The 19248-nt window shown below is 72.0% G+C and carries 22 protein-coding genes; 7 read left to right on the plus strand and 15 right to left on the minus strand.

Features of this window, described 5'->3' with window-relative positions; all coding sequences use genetic code 11:
- Positions 1 to 8: 8 nt before the first annotated feature.
- On the minus strand, positions 9 to 890 hold the full coding sequence (locus AB1673_10335; protein MEW6154368.1) for a class I SAM-dependent methyltransferase: 882 nt from the start codon (positions 888 to 890) through the stop codon (positions 9 to 11).
- Positions 891 to 954: 64 nt separating this feature from the next.
- On the opposite strand from AB1673_10335, the gene AB1673_10340 reads away from it, so the two are divergent.
- Entirely contained in the window at positions 955 to 3498 is a 2544-nt protein-coding gene (locus AB1673_10340; protein ID MEW6154369.1) for a glycine/betaine/sarcosine/D-proline family reductase selenoprotein B, read from the plus strand.
- Positions 3499 to 3522: 24 nt separating this feature from the next.
- Here AB1673_10340 and AB1673_10345 read toward each other — a convergent pair whose 3' ends face one another.
- From AB1673_10345 to AB1673_10400, 12 genes are all read right to left on the minus strand, one after another.
- Positions 3523 to 4032, minus strand: coding sequence for a hypothetical protein (locus tag AB1673_10345; GenBank protein ID MEW6154370.1), 510 nt, complete (start codon positions 4030 to 4032; stop codon positions 3523 to 3525).
- 16 nt (positions 4033 to 4048) lie between these two features.
- Positions 4049 to 4309 carry a hypothetical protein gene (locus AB1673_10350; protein ID MEW6154371.1) on the minus strand — a complete coding sequence of 87 codons (261 nt, stop codon included), beginning with the start codon at positions 4307 to 4309 and terminating at the stop codon, positions 4049 to 4051.
- Positions 4306 to 5394 carry a PD-(D/E)XK nuclease family protein gene (locus AB1673_10355; GenBank protein ID MEW6154372.1) on the minus strand — a complete coding sequence of 363 codons (1089 nt, stop codon included), beginning with the start codon at positions 5392 to 5394 and terminating at the stop codon, positions 4306 to 4308. Before AB1673_10355 ends, AB1673_10350 begins: the two co-directional genes overlap by 4 nt.
- Positions 5395 to 5422: 28 nt before the next feature.
- Positions 5423 to 5635, minus strand: coding sequence for a hypothetical protein (locus AB1673_10360; protein ID MEW6154373.1), 213 nt, complete (start codon positions 5633 to 5635; stop codon positions 5423 to 5425).
- Positions 5623 to 5958, minus strand: coding sequence for a HypC/HybG/HupF family hydrogenase formation chaperone (locus tag AB1673_10365; GenBank protein ID MEW6154374.1), 336 nt, complete (start codon positions 5956 to 5958; stop codon positions 5623 to 5625). Before AB1673_10365 ends, AB1673_10360 begins: the two co-directional genes overlap by 13 nt.
- A 239-nt stretch (positions 5959 to 6197) precedes the next feature.
- Positions 6198 to 6683 (minus strand): hydrogenase maturation protease, encoded by a 486-nt coding sequence (locus AB1673_10370; protein MEW6154375.1) that lies wholly within the window; start codon positions 6681 to 6683, stop codon positions 6198 to 6200.
- Positions 6680 to 8119, minus strand: coding sequence for a hypothetical protein (locus tag AB1673_10375; GenBank protein MEW6154376.1), 1440 nt, complete (start codon positions 8117 to 8119; stop codon positions 6680 to 6682). Before AB1673_10375 ends, AB1673_10370 begins: the two co-directional genes overlap by 4 nt.
- Positions 8116 to 8751 carry a DUF6084 family protein gene (locus tag AB1673_10380; protein ID MEW6154377.1) on the minus strand — a complete coding sequence of 212 codons (636 nt, stop codon included), beginning with the start codon at positions 8749 to 8751 and terminating at the stop codon, positions 8116 to 8118. Before AB1673_10380 ends, AB1673_10375 begins: the two co-directional genes overlap by 4 nt.
- Positions 8748 to 9428, minus strand: coding sequence for a DUF5947 family protein (locus tag AB1673_10385; protein MEW6154378.1), 681 nt, complete (start codon positions 9426 to 9428; stop codon positions 8748 to 8750). The genes AB1673_10380 and AB1673_10385 overlap by 4 nt, the downstream gene beginning before the upstream one ends.
- The gene (locus AB1673_10390) at positions 9425 to 9982 is read right to left on the minus strand and encodes a NifU family protein (GenBank protein ID MEW6154379.1); all 558 of its coding nucleotides are present in this window, start codon (positions 9980 to 9982) and stop codon (positions 9425 to 9427) included. Before AB1673_10390 ends, AB1673_10385 begins: the two co-directional genes overlap by 4 nt.
- A complete protein-coding gene (locus tag AB1673_10395; GenBank protein MEW6154380.1) occupies positions 9979 to 11712 on the minus strand; it encodes a nickel-dependent hydrogenase large subunit in 1734 nt (577 codons plus the stop codon). The genes AB1673_10390 and AB1673_10395 overlap by 4 nt, the downstream gene beginning before the upstream one ends.
- Positions 11713 to 11839: 127 nt before the next feature.
- Positions 11840 to 12892, minus strand: a complete 1053-nt coding sequence (locus tag AB1673_10400) for a hydrogenase expression protein HypE (protein MEW6154381.1) — start codon at positions 12890 to 12892, stop codon at positions 11840 to 11842.
- Between the two features lie 272 nt (positions 12893 to 13164).
- Between AB1673_10400 and AB1673_10405 the strand changes: the two genes are divergently transcribed.
- From AB1673_10405 to AB1673_10415, 3 genes are read left to right on the plus strand one after another with little or no spacing between them, the layout of a single operon-like run.
- Entirely contained in the window at positions 13165 to 13416 is a 252-nt protein-coding gene (locus tag AB1673_10405) for a hypothetical protein (GenBank protein ID MEW6154382.1), read from the plus strand.
- A 9-nt stretch (positions 13417 to 13425) separates the two neighbouring features.
- Positions 13426 to 13716, plus strand: coding sequence for a hypothetical protein (locus AB1673_10410; protein ID MEW6154383.1), 291 nt, complete (start codon positions 13426 to 13428; stop codon positions 13714 to 13716).
- Positions 13713 to 13967: a hypothetical protein gene (locus AB1673_10415; protein ID MEW6154384.1), complete on the plus strand. Its 255-nt coding sequence runs from the start codon at positions 13713 to 13715 to the stop codon at positions 13965 to 13967. The genes AB1673_10410 and AB1673_10415 overlap by 4 nt, the downstream gene beginning before the upstream one ends.
- A gap of 22 nt (positions 13968 to 13989) precedes the next feature.
- On the opposite strand, the gene AB1673_10420 is transcribed toward AB1673_10415, so the two are convergent.
- The gene (locus AB1673_10420; GenBank protein ID MEW6154385.1) at positions 13990 to 16410 is read right to left on the minus strand and encodes an HAD-IC family P-type ATPase; all 2421 of its coding nucleotides are present in this window, start codon (positions 16408 to 16410) and stop codon (positions 13990 to 13992) included.
- 115 nt (positions 16411 to 16525) lie between these two features.
- Here AB1673_10420 and AB1673_10425 point away from each other — a divergent pair, with 115 nt between their 5' ends.
- Together AB1673_10425 and AB1673_10430 are read left to right on the plus strand one after the other, a co-directional pair.
- Positions 16526 to 16975: a hypothetical protein gene (locus AB1673_10425; protein MEW6154386.1), complete on the plus strand. Its 450-nt coding sequence runs from the start codon at positions 16526 to 16528 to the stop codon at positions 16973 to 16975.
- Complete coding sequence (locus AB1673_10430) at positions 16972 to 17172, plus strand: DUF6186 family protein (GenBank protein ID MEW6154387.1); 201 nt, start codon at positions 16972 to 16974, stop codon at positions 17170 to 17172. The genes AB1673_10425 and AB1673_10430 overlap by 4 nt, the downstream gene beginning before the upstream one ends.
- Positions 17173 to 17205: 33 nt before the next feature.
- On the opposite strand, the gene AB1673_10435 is transcribed toward AB1673_10430, so the two are convergent.
- A complete protein-coding gene (locus tag AB1673_10435; protein MEW6154388.1) occupies positions 17206 to 17676 on the minus strand; it encodes a hypothetical protein in 471 nt (156 codons plus the stop codon).
- 128 nt (positions 17677 to 17804) lie between these two features.
- Here AB1673_10435 and grdC point away from each other — a divergent pair, with 128 nt between their 5' ends.
- Positions 17805 to 19247 (plus strand): glycine/sarcosine/betaine reductase complex component C subunit beta, encoded by a 1443-nt coding sequence (gene grdC / locus AB1673_10440; GenBank protein ID MEW6154389.1) that lies wholly within the window; start codon positions 17805 to 17807, stop codon positions 19245 to 19247.
- Position 19248: the final 1 nt, after the last annotated feature.

The raw sequence follows: 19248 nt of genomic DNA on the forward strand, positions 1-19248 counted from the left end.
GCCGTAGGTTAGGGGACGCTCAGCCGGCCGGGGGCCCAGGAGATGATGGCCGCCGGCTGGGTGCGCAACGGTGCGGCCAAGCCGCCGTCGCGCCGCTGGAGCCATGGCTCGAGGAGGGCGGCCACCGCCCGGCGGGACTCCGCTGTGGGCGCCAGCACGAGCGTGTCGAGGTAGGTCTCGACGGCGTCGGCCAGGGTCTCGTGGCGGGACCACGCCCTGACCTCGACCACGGAGACCTCCGCCTGAGCCCCCATCTCGTCGAGCACGGCCAGGGCGTCGACGTAGGTGGGGCCGGGCCGGCGGGGCGAACCGTGGAAATGGCGCCAGAACGGGTCGAGCAGAGCATCGACCGAGTAGGCCCCGACGTAGAGCAGCACCCGGTGGCGGGCGTGGGCGTCGAGCTTGGCCAGAAAGGCCGGGGCGTCGGCCACCAGCGTGAGGACGTGGGAGCACAACACGACGTCGGCCACGGCCACGTCGACCTCCTGCCAGCGCCCCGTGACCGTGCGTACGTTGGCCACCCCCAGCTCCCGGGCCCGGCGGCGCAGGATGGCCAGCATCTTCTTGGACGGGTCGACGGCCGTCACCCGCTGGGCCCGGGGGGCGATGGCCAGGCTGAACCTCCCCGGCCCCGAGCCGACGTCGAGCACGGTCGTCCCCCCGGCCCGGCCCCGGCCGCCGTCCGAGCCCCGACCAGCAGCCTTCACGGCCCGGCGCAGGTGGCCGAGCATGGGGTCTCGCTCGGCACTGGACATGGGCCCGCGTGAGAACCGCCGGGCCCGCTGGTCCCAGAACTCCCCACCCAGGGTGCCCCGGCCCGCCTGGAGGGCCTCCATCTCGGCCAGGCGGCCCTCGACCAGGTCCCGCCATCGCTCTGCCGCCCCTCCCATGGCGCCAGTCTGCCTGCCCCGGGCCCGTGCCTGCCGGAAGGGCGGATAACGTCCGGACCAGCCCATGGTTACTACGCGGCTCGTCCATCTGGTCCGTTCGGTGGGTTTCGGCGCCGAGACCCGCCTCGACGGCGACGTCCTGAGCGTCGCCGTCGACGACCTCGTCCCCCTGTTCGCCTCCCCGGCGCTCGCCGGCGTGCGCCTGAGCTGGGCCTCGCCCGGGGGCTCGGTGCGCATCGTCAAGGTGCTCGACGCCGTCGAACCCCGGTCCGGGGGCCATGTGCTGCGGCCCGTGGCGCTGGTGGCCGCCGGTCACCTGCCCAGGGCCCAGGAGGCGCTGGTCGACATGTCGGGGCCGGGCGCCCCCCTGTCGCCCCTGGGGGCCACCCACAACCTGGTCGTGGAGTTCGACCCGGCCGAAGGGGCCGACTGGGTCGAGGTCGACAAGGCGGTGCGGGCGGGCGTGCTGGCCGCCGCCTCCCGGCTCGGCCAGGCGGCCGCCGCGGCCGGGGCGGAGGCGGCCCAGGCCGAGCCGTGGCCGTCGGCTCGGGCCGGCGCCCCCGGGGGGCCGCTACCCCGGGTGGGGGCCATCACCAACCTGCAGACCCAGGGCAACTTCAAAGACGTGTTCGTCTACGGCCGCAGCTTCAGCGGGGGGCTGCCCACGGCCATCGACCCCGGCGAGGTCGACGCCGGGGCCATCGTCAGCGGCCAGTTCGGCCACCCGGCCCTCAAGAACCCGACCATCGTCCACCAGAACCACCCGGTGGTGGCCGCCCTGGGCGAGCGCGACGGCACCGACCTGACTTTCGCCGGCCTGGTGATCTCGCCCGAGCCGGTGGAGGCCGGGCACAAAGAGCAGGTCTCGGCCCACGCCGCCCGGCTGTGCGCCGCCCTGGGCTGGGACGCGGCCATCGTCACCAAGGAGGGCGGGGGCAACGCCGACGGCGACATGGCCCTCAAGATGGACGCCCTCGACGAGTTGGGCATCGCCTCGGTGGGCATCTACGCCGAGATGTCGGGCCCGGACGGCACGGGCCCGCCCGTGGTCGTCCCCCCCACCAAAGCGACAGCCATGGTCAGCTCCGGCAACTACGACGAGCGCCTCCTGCTGCCCGCCGTGGAACGGGCATTGGGGGGCGAGCGCCTGGCCCTGCTCGACGTGGAGGCCACCGCCGAGATGACCTTGCCGGTGGCGGTCATCTACGCCTCGTGCAGCCCGCTGGGCTGGGGCCGGCTCCAGGCCGTGCCCACCGAGGCCCCGGCCGCGGGCGCCGACGGGGGTACCACGGTGGCCTCAGCCGCCGCCGGCCGCCCCGTTCGGGTGGTGCACTACATCAACCAGTTCTTCGCCGGCCAGGGCGGGGAGGACAGCGCGGGCGTCGGCCCCACGGCCCAGCCCGGCCCCGTAGGCCCCGGCCGCAAGCTGGCCACCCTGCTCGGGGACGGGTTCGAGGTGGTGGCCACGGTCTCGTGCGGCGACGACTACGCAGCCGCCGGTCCCCAGGCGGCCGCCGAGGTGCTGGCCCTGGTCCAGGCGGCCGAGCCCGACCTGGTGGTGGCCGGCCCGGCCTTCACCAGCGGGCGCTACGGGTTGGCGTGCGCCCGGGTGGCGGCCGCCGCCCAGGCCGCCGGCACCGCGGCCGTGGCTTCGCTCCACCCCGACAACCCCGGCCTCGACGAAGCCGGGGCGGCCGTGGTGGTGGCCGCCGGCGAGGCGGCCCGCACCATGGCGGCCACCATGGCGACACTGGCCGCCGCGGTCCGCAAGGTGGCGGCCGGCGAGGCCCTGGGGCCCGACGACGGCCGCATCGGCAAGGTCCCCCGCCGCAACCAGATGAGCGAGCGGACCGCGGCCCAGCGGGCCGTCGACCTGGTGCTGGCCAGGCTGGCCGGGGACCGGGAGGCGACCGAGATCCCCCTGCCCCGCTTCGACCACGTGACCCCGGCCGCCCCCGTGGCCGACCTGTCGACGGTCACCGTGGCCCTCGTCACCGAAGGTGCCCTCGTGCCCGACGGCAACCCCGACGGCCTGGAGTCGGCCCGGGCCACCAAGTGGCTCCGCTACCGGCTGGAGGGCCAGGAGGCGCTGCCCGCCGGCACGTGGATGTCGGTGCACGGCGGTTTCTCCACCCAGTGGGCCAACGCCGACCCCCACCGCATCCTGCCCCTGGACGTGGCCCGTGACCTCGAGCGAGAAGGGCGCATAGGTGCGCTGGCGGGTGCCTACCTGGTGACGGCCGGCAACGGCACTTCTGTGGGCAACGCCCGCCGCTTCGGGGTGGAGTGGGCCGCCGACCTCCACCACAGCGAGGCCCGGGCCGCCATCCTCACCGCCACCTGAGGGACAGGGACGCGTTGCGGGGCAACGCTGGCCAAGGAACTGGAGCGGGCGGGCATCCCCACCGCTCTCCTGTGCAACCTCACGTCGATAGCCCAGCGGGTCGGCGCGCCGCGCATCGTCCCCACCCGGGGCATCCCCTACCCCACCGGCGACCCGTCCCTCGGCCCCGAAGGCGAACGGGCCTGGCGCCGCCGCCTCCTCGACACCGCCCTGACGGCCCTACAAACCCCCGTCCACGGGCCCACCATCTTCGAGGTGCCCTAGCCCTACTCCCTCTTGGGTCGGGACCTAGCGGCCGAGGCGGGCGCGGGCGGCGGCAACGGCCGCGCCCATGGAGCTGGGGGCCGTCGAGGCGCTCACGGTGACGGGCTCGTCGTCGTCCTCGTACTCCTCGTACTCGCCTTCCTCGTCGTACTCGTCCTCCTCGTCGTACTCGTCCTGCTCGACGACGGGGGTGGGGGCGGCGCTGCGGGGGAGGCGGGGCTCGGCCCGGCGGGCGCTGGCCACCGCCTCCTTCATGGACGGGGAGGTCTGGGCGGGCGGCGCGCCGAGGGCCTGGCCCACGGCCGCCAGCACGCCTTGGAGGTCGCTCTCGATGCCACTGACATCGGTGAGGATGCCGGTCAGGACCGGGTTGACGGGCGTGGTCTGGGCCTTGATGGCCCGCAGCCCGACGAGGATGGTGCCCAGGGTGAAGCTCAGGCGCTTCAATCCCAGGGCGATCATGAACACGTAGAGCGCCAGCGCCAGCACGATGACGGCCGTGACGACCAGGGTTGCGACAGTTTCAGGGCCCATTGGATCCTCCTGTTACCTATGAACCGGACTTGACCATGGACAGCACACCCGCGCCGTAACGGCCGACCAGGCCCCGGGCGGCGGTGGTGAGCTGCTGGGTGCGCAGCAGCTTGGGCAGGCCGTCGAGCTGGCCCGACAGGGCCACGCCGTGCTCGAGCGTGCTGTCGGCCAGCCGGTTGAGCCTCGTCACCTGCTTGAGCAGGCCCGTGAGCAGGGCGACGCACACCGGGGCCACCACCAGCAGCAGGACGGCATTGCCGATCCACCACAGGGTCATCTGTCTTCCTCCTTCTTGTCATTTCGGAACTTCGGGGGGGCCGCACCCCGGCCCATGGCCCACGTGGCTCCGCCCAGCCGGCCCTCCTCCAGGACTGGTCCCGGGCGCCGCCGGTAGGACGCGGCCAGCACGGGTTCGACGGGCTCGGCCCGGCTGGTGGCCACACACGGTTCCCGGTAGTCACACCGGCCGCAGTTGGCGGGCGTGGGGTTGGGGTAGACCCGCACGCCGTCGTCGACCATCTCCCGGGCCTCGGCCGCCAACTGGGCGTGGGACCGGGCCAGCTCGTCGGGGGCCCGCGGCACCCGCGTGCGCCTGAACAGGTCCCCGGCGTCGCGGGAGACGCCGGCCGGGGGCCGGCCCCCGGCCACGTACATGCGCCGGTGGCGGCCGGCGTCAGGGCCCGTCGGCTCCCGCGCCGCCCGCTCACCGGTCCCCCCCGCCTGGTCCGGAGGGGGACCGGGCCCGGCCCACAGTTCGTTGTACACGACGCCCGCCACCCGCATCCCCATGAAGAACAGCTCCCAGGCCCAGCACGCCGAGGTCGCCCGTTCCTCCAGGAGCAGCTCGTCGAGCTCGGCCCAGCGGTCGGTCACGACCCGGTGGTCGACGACCCAGTAGTTGTCGTCGCGGTCGACGGCCAGCAGGTCGACCCGGTCCTGGTAGTGGACGGGCTCGCCCGCGGCCGTGGCCAGGGCCCGCCCCGGCTCCCCGGGGTCGGCGATGTTCACGTCGAAGTCGGTCTCGACCCTCACCGGGGTGAAAGCGTCGACCAGCGGGGCCCAGTCGAAGTAGCGGGTGAGCACGTCGTGGCCCCGGTCGGCCAACGCCTCCTCGTCGGGCGCGCCCCGGCCCCGCACCGAGCGATCCAGGCGGTCGTGGGCCAGGGGCCGCACGATGGCCCGGTCCCACTCCCACATACCGGGGAAGTAGTACACGGCCAAGGCGTCGCGCACGGCCCGCCCCAGGTCGGGGGGCGGCCCAGGCCGCACCGGTTCGAGGCCGCAGCGCCGCAGGGAACCGAAGTCCCACTCCCGGCGGCACCGCTTGAAGGCGGCCCGGTCGGCGGGCCCGACGGCGTACATCGTCCCCGGTGGGCCGCGGTCCCGCCCGTCAGGCGACCTGGCGGAGCTGCCCGCCAGCCCCGATGGCCTTGGTCCCCGACTTGAGGACCTCCTGGAATATCCCCATACCGCCGGCCACGAGGTCCTTGAACTCGCCCGAACCGACGATCTGGGTGACCGTCGTCTTCAGCTCCTCGAACGCGTTCTCGCCCGCCCGGGTACCCATCACGTACCCGACCACGAACCCGATCATGACGCCCATCTCCCGGTTCCCTCCTTCTCCTGTTGCTCTGTCTGTGCTCTGCTTGCTTCCCGCTGGGCCAGTTCGGCCTCCAGGGTCGAGGCGGACGCCTCGTCCGGCCCGGCCCCCAGCAGGTCGAGCGAGGCCCGGGCCATGGCCAGCCCGTGCTCGTCGAGCTTTTCGAGGGCAAACCCGACGTGGAGGAGGACCCAGTCGCCCACCTCCACGCCGTCGTCGATCAAGCCGACGTTGATGGAGCGCCGGGCCCCGAACACGTCGGCAATGGCGAGGTGCGGGTTGTCGTCGCGCAACTCGACGATCTGGCCCGGTATGCCGAGGCACATCCCCGGTCACATCCTCCTCAGCCGCAGGTACCGCGCCAGGTCGGGGATGGAGCGAAGCAGGAGCGCGAGGAAGAGAAGGACGAAGAGCACGAACAGGACCGAGGCCGCGATACCGACGCTCCTCACGGCCGGCTCACATCTCCCGCATCTTGAGGTACCGGGCGAGGTCCGGTAACGACTTGACTACGACCCCCGCCACTGCGGCGAGCATCAACGACGTGACAAGACGGCGGATCAATTCAACGCTCCTTTCCGGCATATGCCGCTATCTCTTCTCGGACCAGGTCTTCGACCACCCGCACGGCCTCGGGCACGGCCGCATCGACCGGCCCGGACAAGCCGATGCCCTCCTCGACCGTGGCTGCCTCGCAGCCCACGACCAGCACCCGGTCGAGGCGGCCGCCGAAGTCGGCCAGCAGGTCGAGGACGTTCTGGGGGCCCATGTCGTGGGCGTCGGGGATGCCGCCGCCTTCGGACGCGGCCTCGACCTCGAGCACGGTGATGGTCCCCGGCGGGTCACCGCGTTCGACGGTGTCGACCAGGACCAGCGTGGCGTAGCCCTCGAGCAGCTCGAAGGCGAGGTGCAGGCCGCGGATGCCGAAGTCCACCACCTTGGCCCCCGGGGGCGGGGAGGCCGCCAGCCGGCGGGCCACCTCGCAGCCGAAGCCGTCGTCGCCTAGGAAGATGTTGCCCACGCCCGCCACCAGTACCCCGGGCCCGCTCACGGCCGGGCCTCGGTGGGCTCGATCTCGTCGGGGAAGAAGAACAGGTAGCGGCCGTGACCGAGCTGCACCTCGGTGCCGTCGTCGTCGAGCACGCTGACGGCCACCTGGGTGTTGCCGTCGACGTCCTGGAAGACGGCCTGCACGGTGGCCGCCATCCCGCTCAGGAACAGGTCATGGGCATCGGCCCGGCGCGACGGGCGCAACACCACCGGCGTGCCCCGGCCCACGGCCACCCCGTCGACCCACACCCGGTCGCCGAAGGGGTCGACCTCGGCCTCGGCCTCGGGCGTCCACCACGACACTCCTGCCCCCGCCCCCTCCGGCGCGGCCGCCTCCGGCACCGGGTCGTAGGGGGCGGCTTCGAACGGGCCGCCGCTCCTCAAGGAGCGGACGGCGCCGTGCAGGCTCTCGAACACCTCCGGGCCCATGGCGTCGACCCGGTCGATGATGGCCGCCGCCCGGGGGTCGGTGCTACGGGCCTCCCGCTTCTCCTGGTCAGTCAAGGTGAGGACGCGCAGGGCGAGGATCTCGTCGATCTCGGTGGCGTCGAACATGTCACCGGGGCTCTCGGGGGCGATCTCGGGGTAGTCCGAGAGGATGACCGGCGATGACAGCACCACGGCCCGCTGGCCCTCGGCGCCGATAAGGACGGGCCAGGTGTGCCGGTTGGTGCAGGCGGCGGCCGCCGGCCCGGCCCACTCGGGCGGGTCGGCCAGGGAGACGAAGGCGCCGCCCCGGACGGCCAAGAGGGTGTGGACGGCGGCCATCGACTGCCGGCACACGTCGTCCCGGCTTACCGGCGTGGCCCGTGGCTCCCAGGGGGTGTGGTTCTCGACCCGGGCCTGGAGGCGTACGACGGGGTGGTCGCCGGGCACGGCCTGGGCCGACAGCCGCAGCACGGCCGACAGCGGCCGGCGGCGGCGTACGACTCGTCCCGCCAGCTCGCCGGCATCGTCGCGCAGGTCCTCGGTCTCCTCTCCCCCGTCCCGGTCTATGGCCAGCTCCCGCTCGCCCATCAGCAGGGAGGCCAGATCGACCTGGACGAGGTTGACCTCGTCCTCGACGGCCTCGTCCCACGCCGTGTACAGCCGCCCTCCGACTTCGAGCTCGGCCACGGGCCGGCCTTCAGCGTCGGTCACCTCGCGCTGGCAGACTCCCAGGAAGCGCACGCGCACGTCGAGCCGTGCGTCGGTACCGGCTTCGACCAGGGTCTCGGTCTGGCTCACCCAGTCCTCGCCCGGGTCGGTCTCGGCGTAGGCCCGGGGGGCCACCACGCCGAACTGCCAGCGCACCTGGTTCTTGCGCGACGAGGCCCGGTAGGGGTAGAGCACGTAACCCTCGTAGAGCACGGCGTCGGCCACTTTCCGGGCATCGGCGAAGGGATCGGCGAAGGGATCGGCGAAGGGATCGGCGAGGGCATCGGCCCGACTACTCACGCCCCGGCCTCCTTGAGCAGCCGTTCGATGGTCTGCTCCCACGTGGGCAGGCCCTCGACCGTGCGGTAGCGCTCGAGGGCATCGAGGGTTTGGCGGGGCACCCGCAGCCATCCCTGGTTGGGGAAGTAGAGGTCCATCGTGTCGCGCCAGGTGGCCACCGGGAGGCGGAAGTCGCACTCCGCGTGCCACGGCACGGGGCTCACCTGCAGGCCCCCCTCGTCGGCCTGGGAGAAGACCGTGCCGCTGAACAGCAGCACCAGGGGGATCTCTCCCCCTTCGAGCGAGTGCATGTACTTGGCCCCGGCCACCTCGAAGTCGTAGCTGCAGGCGATCGGAAGCTCGATCTCGGTCTCGCCCGTGAAGCCGGCCACCATGGCGCTGGCGTGGGCCCACAGGAAGGGGCGCAGGGTGTCACCCCAGCGCGGGGTCTCACCGAACAGAGCGAGCAGGCGCTCCTCCTCGGCGGCCGTGTAACGCCGCTTCTGGGGCTCGATGCGCAACTGGCAGCGCAGAGCCATGGTGTGCACGGGGGTGGCCGTGGGCTCGGTGACCCTCAGCCGCAGCACGAGCAGCGGTGAGGCCGCGTAGCGGTCGGGTTCCGCCCCCAGCACCTCGAACCCCAGCTCGGTCACAGACTGCCGTTCGGGGGGGCCCATGGGGGGGCGCCGTGGCGTACCGGCGAGGATGCCTTGGCGACCACCCCGGCGAAGAAGTCATCGATGGCCTGGTGAGCTTCGCCGCCGCCGTCGAAGCCCTTCCAGTACATGCGCAGGTAACCGACGAGCTCGTAGCAGGCGTCGATGGGCACGATGTAACTGGCCGGGTCGCCCTCGCGCTCGGCCCGCACGAGCAGGGCCTCGACGTCGGCCTCGATGGAGGCCACCAGGGGCTCGGCCGCCCTCAGCCGCTCCCACATGTCGAGGGGCAGCAGCGACTCGGTGGCCCCGGCGGGGCCGGGGTAGAAGCAGTGGACCTCCCCGGTGGTCGACGAGAAGAAGAAGAAGGCGATGCCCACCGGCACCTGCAGGCTCTCCCAGTCGCCCCGGGTGAGGGTCGCCTCTGGTAGCTCGACGCACCGGTCGGGCACCGACTTGTACCGTCCCCCGGCCGCACCCCCGGGCAGGAACAGGAGGTAGCAGGGCCGGCAGGCGCACATGAGGCCGCGTGACTCGAGGTTGACGACGTGGCTGTGCTCGGTGCCGATCTCGGTGGCGCACATCTCGCACTGCTCCCCGGGCCGGGGACGCGGCTTGCGGAACCGCTCGAGTATGTCGAGCGGGCCCGGTCCGGAGGAGCCCGGGGGGCTCATGTGACTGCGACGGGCTTGCGCCCGATGGCCACCGGCTGGTCGGGCACGGGCGGCGGCTCCGGTTCCTCCAGGCCCTCGACCTCGATGGTCACGATCTCGGGGGCGGCCTCGGCCACCGCCTGCTCGACCGAGTGGCGCAGCGTGGCCGTCGACCCGGGGCACCCGTCACAACTGCCGAGCAGGCGAAGGCGCAGCACGCCCGCGTCCTCGTCGAGCTCGATCACCTCCACGTCGCCGCCGTGGGAGCCCAGATAGGGGCGCACGCTCAGCAACGCCCCCTCCACCCGCTCGGACAGGTCGCGCGGGTGAAGGCCATGGAGCACGAGCAGGCTGGCCACCAGTTCGTCCTCGACCAGCCGGTCGAGCAGGACCGGGCCGGCCACCCCGTCGCTCTTGAGGGTGCGCACGGCGGCCGCCAGCCCGGCCCCGTAGAGATCGGTGACCAGGGCGAGCGCCTCTTCCACGAGGCGCCAGGTGACCGGGTCGAGGGTGCCACGGAGCTGAGATACGAGCTCCTCGATCCGGTCACCGGTGGCGCGTAGGTTGGAGCTCACTCCCCGGTGTTGACCTGGGTCGGGCTGTGGAGCTTGCGCAGCACCTTGCCCTTGCCCAGGTACATGTGCACCCCGCAGGGCAGGCACGGGTCGAAGCTACGGACGGCCCGCATGATGTCGATGCCCTTGAAGTTCTCCCGGTCGTTCTCCTCGAAGATGGGAGTGTTCTGGACGGCGTCCTCGTAGGGACCGGGGGTGCCGTAGACGTCCCGGGGGTTGGCGTTCCAGGGCGTGGGCGGGTAGGGGTGGTAGTTGGCGATCTTGCCGCCCCGGATGACCATGTGGTGGCTGAGCACCCCCCGCACAGCCTCGGTGAACCCGCAGCCGATGGCCTCGTCGGGCACGGTGAACGGCTCCCACGTCTTGGTGCGGCCCGCCTTGACCTCCTTGAGGGCGTCCTCGATGAAGTCCAGGGCGGCGGCCGCCGCGTAGGCCTGGAAGTAGGTCCGGGCCCGGTCGCGCTCGATGGCGTTGGACCACTTGGGCGTCTTCCACTCGAAGTTGGCCTCGGGCTTGAGGGCGGTGCGGGGCAGGTGGATCTGCACGCTCTTGCCCGTCGCCTTGAGGTGTTCGGTGTTGACCAGGCCCGACAGGGCGGTGGACCACAGGCGGGCGATGGGGCCGCCGCCGGTGTCGAGGGCGAGGTGGTCCTTGCCGTCGAACCAGCGGGGCGACATGACCCACGAGTAGTTGCCGTCGAAGTCGCGCTTTTGGGGCTGGGGGATGGTGTGCTGGTTCCACGGGTGGCGGCGGTCGACCGGGTTGCCCAGGGGGTCGCGGTCGACGAACATCGGCTGGTCCTCCCAGTCCTCGTAGAACGAGTGGCCGAGCAGGATGCGGATGCCGAGGTTGATCTGCACGAGGTCGTTGGTGACCAGCTTGCCGTCGACGACGATGCCCGGGGTGACGCCCATGGCTCGGCCCCACTCGGTCATGTCGCGGTAGTTGAAGTTGCACACCTCGGGGTCCTGGAAGGCGCCCCAGCAGTTGAGCAGGATGCGCCGGCGGCCGACCTCCTCGTAGCCGGGCATGGCCTCGTAGATGAAGTCGAAGAGGTCGTCGTGGAGGGGCACGACCTTCTTCATGAACTCCACGTAGCGCATGAGCCGGGCGTAGTAGTCGGTGAAGAGCTGGATGGTGGCCGTCGTGCCCACCCCGCCCGGGTACAGCGTGGAGGGGTGGACGTGGCGCCCCTCCATCAGGCAGAACATCTCCCGGGTGTAACGGCTGACCTGGAGGGCCTCGCGGTAGAACTCGCCCGAGAACGGGTTTAGCGACCGCATGATGTCGGCGATGGTGGCGTAGCCGTGGTCGGCCGCGTGGGGGGCCTCGGTCTGCTCGGCCAGGTCGAGCACCCCGGGGTTGGTCTCGGCGATCATCTTCTCGCAGAAGTCGACCCCCACCAGGTTCTCCTGGAAGATGTTGTGGTCGAACATGTACTCGGCCGCCTCACCGAGGTTGACGATCTGCTCGCCCAGGTGGGGCGGGCGCACGCCGTAGGCCATCTGCTGGGCGTAGACCGAGCACGTGCAGTGGTTGTCCCCGCAGATGCCGCAGATCCGGCTGGTGATGAAGTGGGCGTCGCGCGGGTCCTTGCCCTTCATGAAGATGCTGTAGCCCCGGAAGATCGAAGAAGTGGAGTGGCACTCCTCGACCCGGCCGGTGCCGAAGTTGATCTTGGTGTAGATGCCCAGGCTGCCCACGATCCGGGTGATCGGGTCCCACGCCATCTCCACGACGTCGCTGTTGGTCCCGGTCCGGCTCGACCTCGCTGTCCTCGTTGCCACGAAACTGCTCCCCCTTCGAATTGGTGCGTGCTGGATGAGTTGGTGCGGCGGCTAGCAGTGAGCCGGCGGACTAGCGCCAGTCGGCCTTGTAGCCGGTGAGGAGGCGCTGGCCCTTGGTGCGCCACTTGGGCTCGGTGTCGACCGTCTTGGCCGTGATCTCCCGCAAGCCGCGGATGACCGACCCGTACAGCCCGGAGGCGGCCGTCGAGACCTTGCCGCCCGGGGGCTCGTCCATGAACGGCATGAACTTGTCGGGGAAGCCGGGCATGGTGCAGCCGATGCAGATGCCGCCCACGTTGGGGCAGCCACCCACGCCGTTGATCCACCCTCGTTTGGGCACGTTGCACTTGACCACCGGGCCCCAGCAGCCCAGCTTGACTATGCACTTGGGCGAGCCGTACTCGGTGGCGAAGTCGCCCTGCTCGTAATAACCGGCCCGGTCGCAACCCTCGTGCACCGTCTGGCCGAACAGCCAGGTGGGCCGCAGGGCGTCGTCGAGGGGGATCATGGGGGCCTGGCCGGTGGCCATGTAAAGCAGGTAGAGGATCGTCTCGGACAGGTTGTCGGGGTGGATCGGGCAGCCGGGGACGTTGACGATGGGGATGCCCGCCTTGGACTTCCAGTTCCAGCCCAGGTAGTCGGCCAGGCCCATGGCCCCGGTGGGGTTGCCGGCCATGGCGTGGATGCCGCCGTAGGTCGCGCACGTGCCCACGGCCAGCATGGCGGTGGCCTTGGGGGCCAAGCGGTCGAGCCACTCCGAGAGGGTCATGGGCTGGTCGGTGGCCGGGTTGTTGCCGAACCCCGTCCAGTAGCCCTCGCTCTTGATGGACTCGTTCGCGATCGAGCCTTCGACCACCAGGACGAAGGGCTCCAGCTCGCCACGCTCGGCCTTGAAGAACCACTCGATGAAGTCGTCGGCCCCGCCGACCGGGCCGCATTCGTAGTCGATGAGCGGCCAGTGCACGGCTATCTTCGGTAGGCCGGGGAGCGCCTGGAGCGCGATCTCCTCGATGCTCGGCTGGGTGGCGGCGGTGAGGGCGACGGAATCACCGTCACAACTCAGCCCCGCATTGATCCAGAGGATGTGGATGACTGGTTCCGCTGCTGCCTTCGCTGGAGCCACGAGCCGGGTCCCCCCTTGAGCGTGCGTGAGCCGAGGCCGCGCCGACGACGCGGACAACCCCCGCTCTTTTCGCTGGTAGGTCCCACTCTGACCGGTTTCGCGGGCCGTGTCAGTAGCGATCCTCTGCAAGTAGCTGAGGGGTTCAACCTAGGCACCCATCACTCTATGACGGGCGCATTTAGAGAAAATCCGGCGAACTGTGGCGCGCCAGTAGCGGGGAGAGCGATGCTGTCGACCGAGCCGTCTTCGCACCATAGGGGGGTCGAACGACCGTGAACCTCAACGGCTGGTACGCCGGCTATGCGGTTGCTTCAGTCGTCATCGTGCTGGTCGTGGTCCTGGTCGGGTGGATCCTCTCGCTCGCTTCCCGGATCAACAGCCAGGTGTCCGACATCGTCACCGAGATCGCCGAGATCAAGGGAACCACGGCGGCCGTTCCCGCCGTCGGCAAGGTCAACGAGTCCCTCGGCGGCATCGTCAACCACGCCGTCGCGGCCCGCAAGGCCCTGGTCGGAGAGGAATAGGAGGCCGTCTTGCTCGCTGACGTTTCGTCCGACCACCAGACCATGTGGTGGATAACGCTGGGGCTGGGGGTCGTGGTCGTGTCGGCCGTGATCCTGCTGCTCGGGTTCCTCTCGGTGGTCGTCAAGGACATCGAGGAGGGGGTCGAGGAGGCGTGGGCCGAGGCCGGGGCGCTGGCCACCCAGACGGCCACCACGTGGATGCTCAACGACACCCTGGCCCTGGCCGGCGAGCTCAAGGCCGAGACCCAGCGCCACGCCGACGTGCTGTCGTCGGCCGCCGCCGGGGTGGGCCGGCCATGACGCTGCGGGTCGTGCTGACGGTGGTCGAGATCGCCCTGCTGGTGGCCGTGCTCGCCTACTTCCTGCGCCGCCTGACCGCCCAGTTGCGGCGCACGGGCGACACCCTGGCCAAGATCGCCGACGGCGTGAAGGCCATCGAGGGCCACTGCACGATCATCGGCCCCGGGGCCGACGCCCTCAACGGCCTGCTGGCCGAGTCGGCCGGCAACCTGGAACGGGCCGCCGAGGCCGCCGAGGCCCTCAGCCGCTGACCCCCCCCAAGCCCACCGGGGGTCAGCCGGATGCGGCGGTTCGCTGGCCGGCGGCTGACCGGGCACGCCACCACTCGACCACCTGCCAGCTGATCTCCATCAGGGCCACGGCCACGGCCGCGATCCCGATGGCCGCGAAGGTGACGACCGGGGGCGGGAGGCGGAGGTCGAAGAACTCCCTGACGCCGGGGACGGCCAGGGTGACGACGAAGGCGGCTGCCATGGCGCCCACGAGCGCCCGCCGGCCGGCGTTCAGGGGCCGGGCCAGGATGGCCAGGACCCACATGGCCACCAGGAACAGGACGATCACCGCCGTCGTGCGCTCCTCGACCAGGGTGATGCCCGGCTCCTGGCCGGCGATGGCGTAGCCCACGAAGGTGGCCGCGGCCGCCACCGTGCCCGCGGGGACGGCGAAGCGGGCCACCCGGCCCACGAACCCGGGCCGGGCGCGGCGGGCGTTGGGGGCCAGGGCCAGGAAGAAGGCGGGGATGCCGATCGTGAGGCTGGAGATGATCGTGAGGTGGCGGGGGAAGAACGGGAAGGGCAACTGGGTGAACCCGACGGCCACGGCCAGCAGGGCGGCGTAGACCGACTTGGTGACGAACAGGCTGGCCACCCGTTCGATGTTGGCCAGCACGCGCCGCCCTTCGGCCACCACCGAGGGCAGCGACGCGAAGCGGTCGTCGAGCAGCACGAGCTGGGCCACACCCCGAGAGGCGTCGCTCCCCGAGCCCATGGCCACGCCCATGTCGGCGTCCTTGAGGGCCAGCACGTCGTTCACGCCGTCACCGGTCATGGCCACCACATGGCCCCGCCGCTGCAGGGCGCGCACCATGGCCCGCTTCTGGTGGGGCTGGACGCGGCCGAACACCGACGACGCCTCCATGACCTCGGCCAGCTCGTCGACGTCCTCGGGCAGCGACCGCCCGTCGACCGGGGCGGTCGCCCCCGGGAGGCCCAGGTGGCGGGCCACGGCCCCCACGGCCGAGGGATGGTCCCCGGAGATGACCTTCACGGCCACCCCCTGCTGCTGGAAGTAGGCCAGGGTGGCGGCCGCGTCGGCCCGGACCATCTCCTCCAGGCATACGAATGCGGCCGGGGCCACCATCGGCGGCAACTTGTCCTGGAGGCGCTCGGAGGTCCGGCCCAAGAGCACGACCCGGGCGCCGCCGGCGGCCAGTTCCTCGACCCGGGGATAGAGGGGATGGTCCCCGGCCAGCAGCACGTCGGGAGCACCCAGCACCCACGAGCCTCGCCCCGCGAAGGTGACGCCGCTCCACTTGCGGGCCGACGAGAAGGCCACGGTGTGCGAGACCGTCCAGTGGGGGTCGCGGCCCACGTCGGCGATGGCCCGCAGGGTCGGGTTGGGGCGCTCCTCGGCAGCCGCCAGCGCGCCCAGGGCGCCCAGTACCTCGGCCTCGACGGCCGCCCGGGGCGGACCACCGTCGGCCTCGGCCCGCACCCCCACGACCTCGACCGACTTGACCCGCAGGCTGCGCTCGGTGAGCGTGCCCGTCTTGTCGACGCACACCACGTCGACCCGGGCCAGCACCTCGACGGCCGCCAGTTCCTGCACGAGGGCCTGGCGCCGGCCCAGGCGGACGACACCCACGGCGAAGGCCACGCTGGTCAGCAGGACCAGCCCCTCGGGGATGATGGCGCCCACGCCCGCCACCGATCCCCTCAGCGCCTCGCCGACCGAGTTGGCGCTGCGGAGCTGGCTGACCACCAGCAGGGCGCCCACAGGCACGATCACCTTGGTGGCGGCCCGCAGGATGAGGTCGGTCCCCTCCCGCAGCTCGCTGCGAACGGTGGCGAAGCGCTTGGCCTCGCGGGCCAGCTGGCGGGCGAAGGCGGCGTCGCCCACCGCGGTGGCGACGAACCGGGCCGTGCCCGCCACCACGAAGCTGCCCGACAGCACCCGGTCGCCCGGCCGCTTGCGCACGGGGTCGCTCTCGCCCGTGAGCAGGGACTCGTCGACCTCCAGGTTGCTCGAGGCCAGCACCTGACCGTCGACCACGACCACGTCTCCCGTCGAGACCTCGACCACGTCGTCGAGAACGACGTCCTCCACGGCCGTCTCGGTCACCCGGCCCTCGCGCACGACCCGGGCCCGGGGGGCGCTGACCACGGCCAGGCGGTCGAGGGTGACCTTGGCCCTCGTCTCCTGCACGATGCCGACCAGGGCGTTGATGACCAGGACGATGCCGAACAGGGCGTCGCGGTACTCACCGGTGGCCAGCACGATCAGCAGCAGGGTGCCCAAGATGGCGTTGAACCGGGTGAGCACGTTGGCCCGGACGATGTCGGCGAACGTGCGGCGGGTGTCGTCGGTGACGACGTTGGCCAGGCCCTGGGCCTTGCGCTCAGCCACCTCGTGGGCCGACAGGCCCCAGTCGTGACCGGGCCCGGCCCGCCCAGCCGCTGCGGTTTCGCTCGCCACGCCCTGAGCCTGGCACCTGGGCGCCCCGGGCGCAGGTCTGGCTCCGCGGGCCGACTACTGTCGGGCCCCGAGCCCCAGGACCGAAGGCACCCCCCACGATGGAGGCCCCTGCCCGATGGACCAGCCCAACCCAGCTTCGGTGTCAGCCGCCCGGGCCCGGGCGATCGTCTCGTCAGGCCTGGCGGTGACGGCCGTGCTGTTCGCCATCGCCCTGAGCTCCACCGAGAGCCTTACCGCCCCCGCCGCCCTGCTCGTGACCGGCGCCGGTGTGGCCTTGGGGGCGTCGTGGTTCCTCCCGGCCAGGGGCGACCCGTGCCCGCCCGCTGCCACCGGCGCCCAGATGGCGCTGTGGGCCGGGCTGGCGGCCGCCTTCTGCGGGTGGGAGGTGGCGGCCCTGCGGCTGGGCGACAACTACGAGTTCCCCACCTTCAGCAAGCTGGCCGACCCGGTGCTGGCCCATCCTGGGCCCCGGGCCGTGGCCGCCCTGGCCTGGGTGGCGTGGGGCTGGCGCCTCAGCCTGATCGCCCGGGAGGCGACCGAAGCCGAGAACCGGGCACGGGCGTGAGCACCCGCTGGCTGTTCGTCGCCGGCTACTGCTCGGTGCTCGTGGCCGGGCTGGCCCTCGAACTGGCAGCCCGGCGAGGCCGGGCCGGGCTGGCCACGTCGGACGCCGTGTTCACCCGCATCCAACGCCACCGGGCCGGCCGGGCCGCGGCCTTCGCCCTCTGGTTCTGGACGGGCTTCCACTTCCTGGCCCGCTGAGCCGCGCGCCGGGGTGCCGCCGTGGGTGGGGCGTCAGCCGCCCTGGTCGCCCGTGAACGTGTTGGGCATCTGGGGGTCGGCCTTGGGACGGGGGTCGACACCGGTCGAGTCCCGCTCGTCGGACGTGCCGTGGGGGCGCTGGCTCTGGCCTTTGGTGCCCTCGTCGGTGCGCCCGGGCTCGCTGCCTTCCTGCTTCTTCACGTCCTCGCCCCTACGGGTCATGCTCTGGCCCACGCCCTGGGCGGAGGTGGCGTAGGGGTCGGTGGCGGTGGCCTGGCCCGCCCCCCGGGAACCATGGGAGACCTCGCCGGCCCCCACCGGGCGCTCGTCGGCTGGCGAGGAGGTGGCCCCGGGCCGGCCCGGGCCATCGGTCTCGGCCAGCTGGCGCTCGACCGTCTCCCTGAGGTCACGGCTGCTCTGGCTGCTGCCCGTGCCTCGGCTGCGGTCGTCGTAGGGAGGGATGAGGCGGTCGGGGTCGTTCGGAGGTGCTGTGTCTGGTGCCATGAGGTGCTCCTTGTGTGGGTTCCACCGTCAGACGCGGTCCCTACCCCCCTGATCGGGACCAAAACAGATGTGTTTCACATCTATATGCATCCAGTGACTAGTGGCGGCTGGGCCCATACTTGGGGGCGATGAACCAACTGACCTCGCCCGCTGCGGTGGTCACTGCCGCCGGCCAGGTCCTGGCCCACGTGCCGTCCATGGCCCGCCACGGGTCGAAGCCGTCCCGGGAGCTGCCCAAGAACAAGGCCGTGGAGGAGAAGTTCCTGGCCTCCCTGCGCTCGTTCGACGAGGCCGTGGCCTACCCGGCTCACCGGGCCTACCTGGGGGCCGTCCATCCTCGTGACCTGCCCGAGCGCCCGTGGACCGGAGCGACCGGAGGCCAACGCCTGGCCCCCTACGGCGAGATCGTGCCCGAGGTGGAGTTCCTGGGGCTGCTGGCCGCGGCCGACGAGTTCGAGCTGGTCACCCTGGGGCCGGAGCTGGCCGGGCGGGCGGCGGCCGCCCTGGCGGCCCACCCCCTGGCCAAGCACCTTTCGCTGGAACGCATCGACAAGGCCACCGGCGACGTCGGGGCGGCGGTGGCCGAGCCCGGGGCGCTGCCTCTCTATGTCAACGGGACCGAGATGGGGGGCGCGATCCGCTGCGGGCAGGCCGACGACCAGTCCCTGGCCGCCCACGTCCTGCTGGAGAACCTCTCGTCCAAGGTCACGGCCAGCCTGGCCCTGCTCCACCTGCTCGACCGCCAGGGCATCGACCCGGCGTCGATCGACTACGTCATCGGCTGTGGCGAGGAGGCCATCGGCGACCGCTACCAGCGGGGCGGGGGCAACTTCGCCAAGGCGGTGGCCGGTTACTGCGGGCTCAGCGAGGCCTCGGGCGCCGACATCAAGAACTTCTGCGCGGCCGCCATCCCCGCCCTGGTCACGGCCTCGAGCCTGGTGACGGCCGGGGTGTTCGACCGGGTGGCGGTGGTCGCCGGCGGTTCGCTGGCCAAGCTGGGCATGAAGTTCCAGGGCCACCTCAGCCACGACATGCCCGTCCTGGAGGACGTGCTGGGCGGGGCGGCCGCCATCGTCCAGCGCGACGACGGGCGCTCCCCGCTCGTGCGCCTCGACTCGGTGGGCCGCCACCGGGTGGGGGCCGGCGGCTCCGCCCCCCAGATCATGGAGGCCCTGGCCCTCGAACCCCTGTCCCGGCTGGGCATGTCGACCACCGATGTCGACGACTTCGCCACCGAGTTGCACAACCCCGAGGTGACCGAGCCCCAGGGGTCGGGCAACGTCCCCGAACGCAACTACAAGACCATCGCCGCCCTGGCCGCCCGCCGGGGTGACATCGGCCGTGACGGCATCGCCGAGTTCGTGGCCACCCGGGGTATGCCTGGCTACGCCCCGACCCAGGGCCACCTGGCATCGGCCCTCTGTTACCTGCCCCACGCCGTAGAGCGGCTTACCTCCGGCGACGCCGGTAGGGTGATGCTGCTGGCCAAGGGGAGCCTGTTCCTGGGGCGCCTGTGCCAGCTCTCCGACGGCATGAGCGTCCTGCTCGAGCGCAACCCCCGGAGGGTGTGAA

This window comes from Actinomycetota bacterium (assembly GCA_040754375.1).
Classification (GTDB): domain Bacteria; phylum Actinomycetota; class Acidimicrobiia; order Acidimicrobiales; family AC-14; genus JBFMCT01.

Excerpts from the sequence above, each read along its gene's own strand:
- AB1673_10335 (MEW6154368.1), bottom strand. The coding sequence starts at position 890 with ATGGGAGGGGCGGCAGAGCGATGGCGGGACCTGGTCGAGGGCCGCCTG.
- AB1673_10345 (MEW6154370.1), bottom strand. The coding sequence starts at position 4,032 with ATGGGCCCTGAAACTGTCGCAACCCTGGTCGTCACGGCCGTCATCGTG.
- AB1673_10350 (MEW6154371.1), bottom strand. The coding sequence starts at position 4,309 with ATGACCCTGTGGTGGATCGGCAATGCCGTCCTGCTGCTGGTGGTGGCC.
- AB1673_10355 (MEW6154372.1), bottom strand. The coding sequence starts at position 5,394 with ATGTACGCCGTCGGGCCCGCCGACCGGGCCGCCTTCAAGCGGTGCCGC.
- AB1673_10360 (MEW6154373.1), bottom strand. The coding sequence starts at position 5,635 with ATGGGCGTCATGATCGGGTTCGTGGTCGGGTACGTGATGGGTACCCGG.
- AB1673_10365 (MEW6154374.1), bottom strand. The coding sequence starts at position 5,958 with ATGTGCCTCGGCATACCGGGCCAGATCGTCGAGTTGCGCGACGACAAC.
- AB1673_10385 (MEW6154378.1), bottom strand. The coding sequence starts at position 9,428 with ATGAGCCCCCCGGGCTCCTCCGGACCGGGCCCGCTCGACATACTCGAG.
- AB1673_10395 (MEW6154380.1), bottom strand. The coding sequence starts at position 11,712 with ATGGCGTGGGACCCGATCACCCGGATCGTGGGCAGCCTGGGCATCTAC.
- AB1673_10415 (MEW6154384.1), top strand. The coding sequence starts at position 13,713 with ATGACGCTGCGGGTCGTGCTGACGGTGGTCGAGATCGCCCTGCTGGTG.
- AB1673_10425 (MEW6154386.1), top strand. The coding sequence starts at position 16,526 with ATGGACCAGCCCAACCCAGCTTCGGTGTCAGCCGCCCGGGCCCGGGCG.
- AB1673_10435 (MEW6154388.1), bottom strand. The coding sequence starts at position 17,676 with ATGGCACCAGACACAGCACCTCCGAACGACCCCGACCGCCTCATCCCT.
- grdC (MEW6154389.1), top strand. The coding sequence starts at position 17,805 with ATGAACCAACTGACCTCGCCCGCTGCGGTGGTCACTGCCGCCGGCCAG.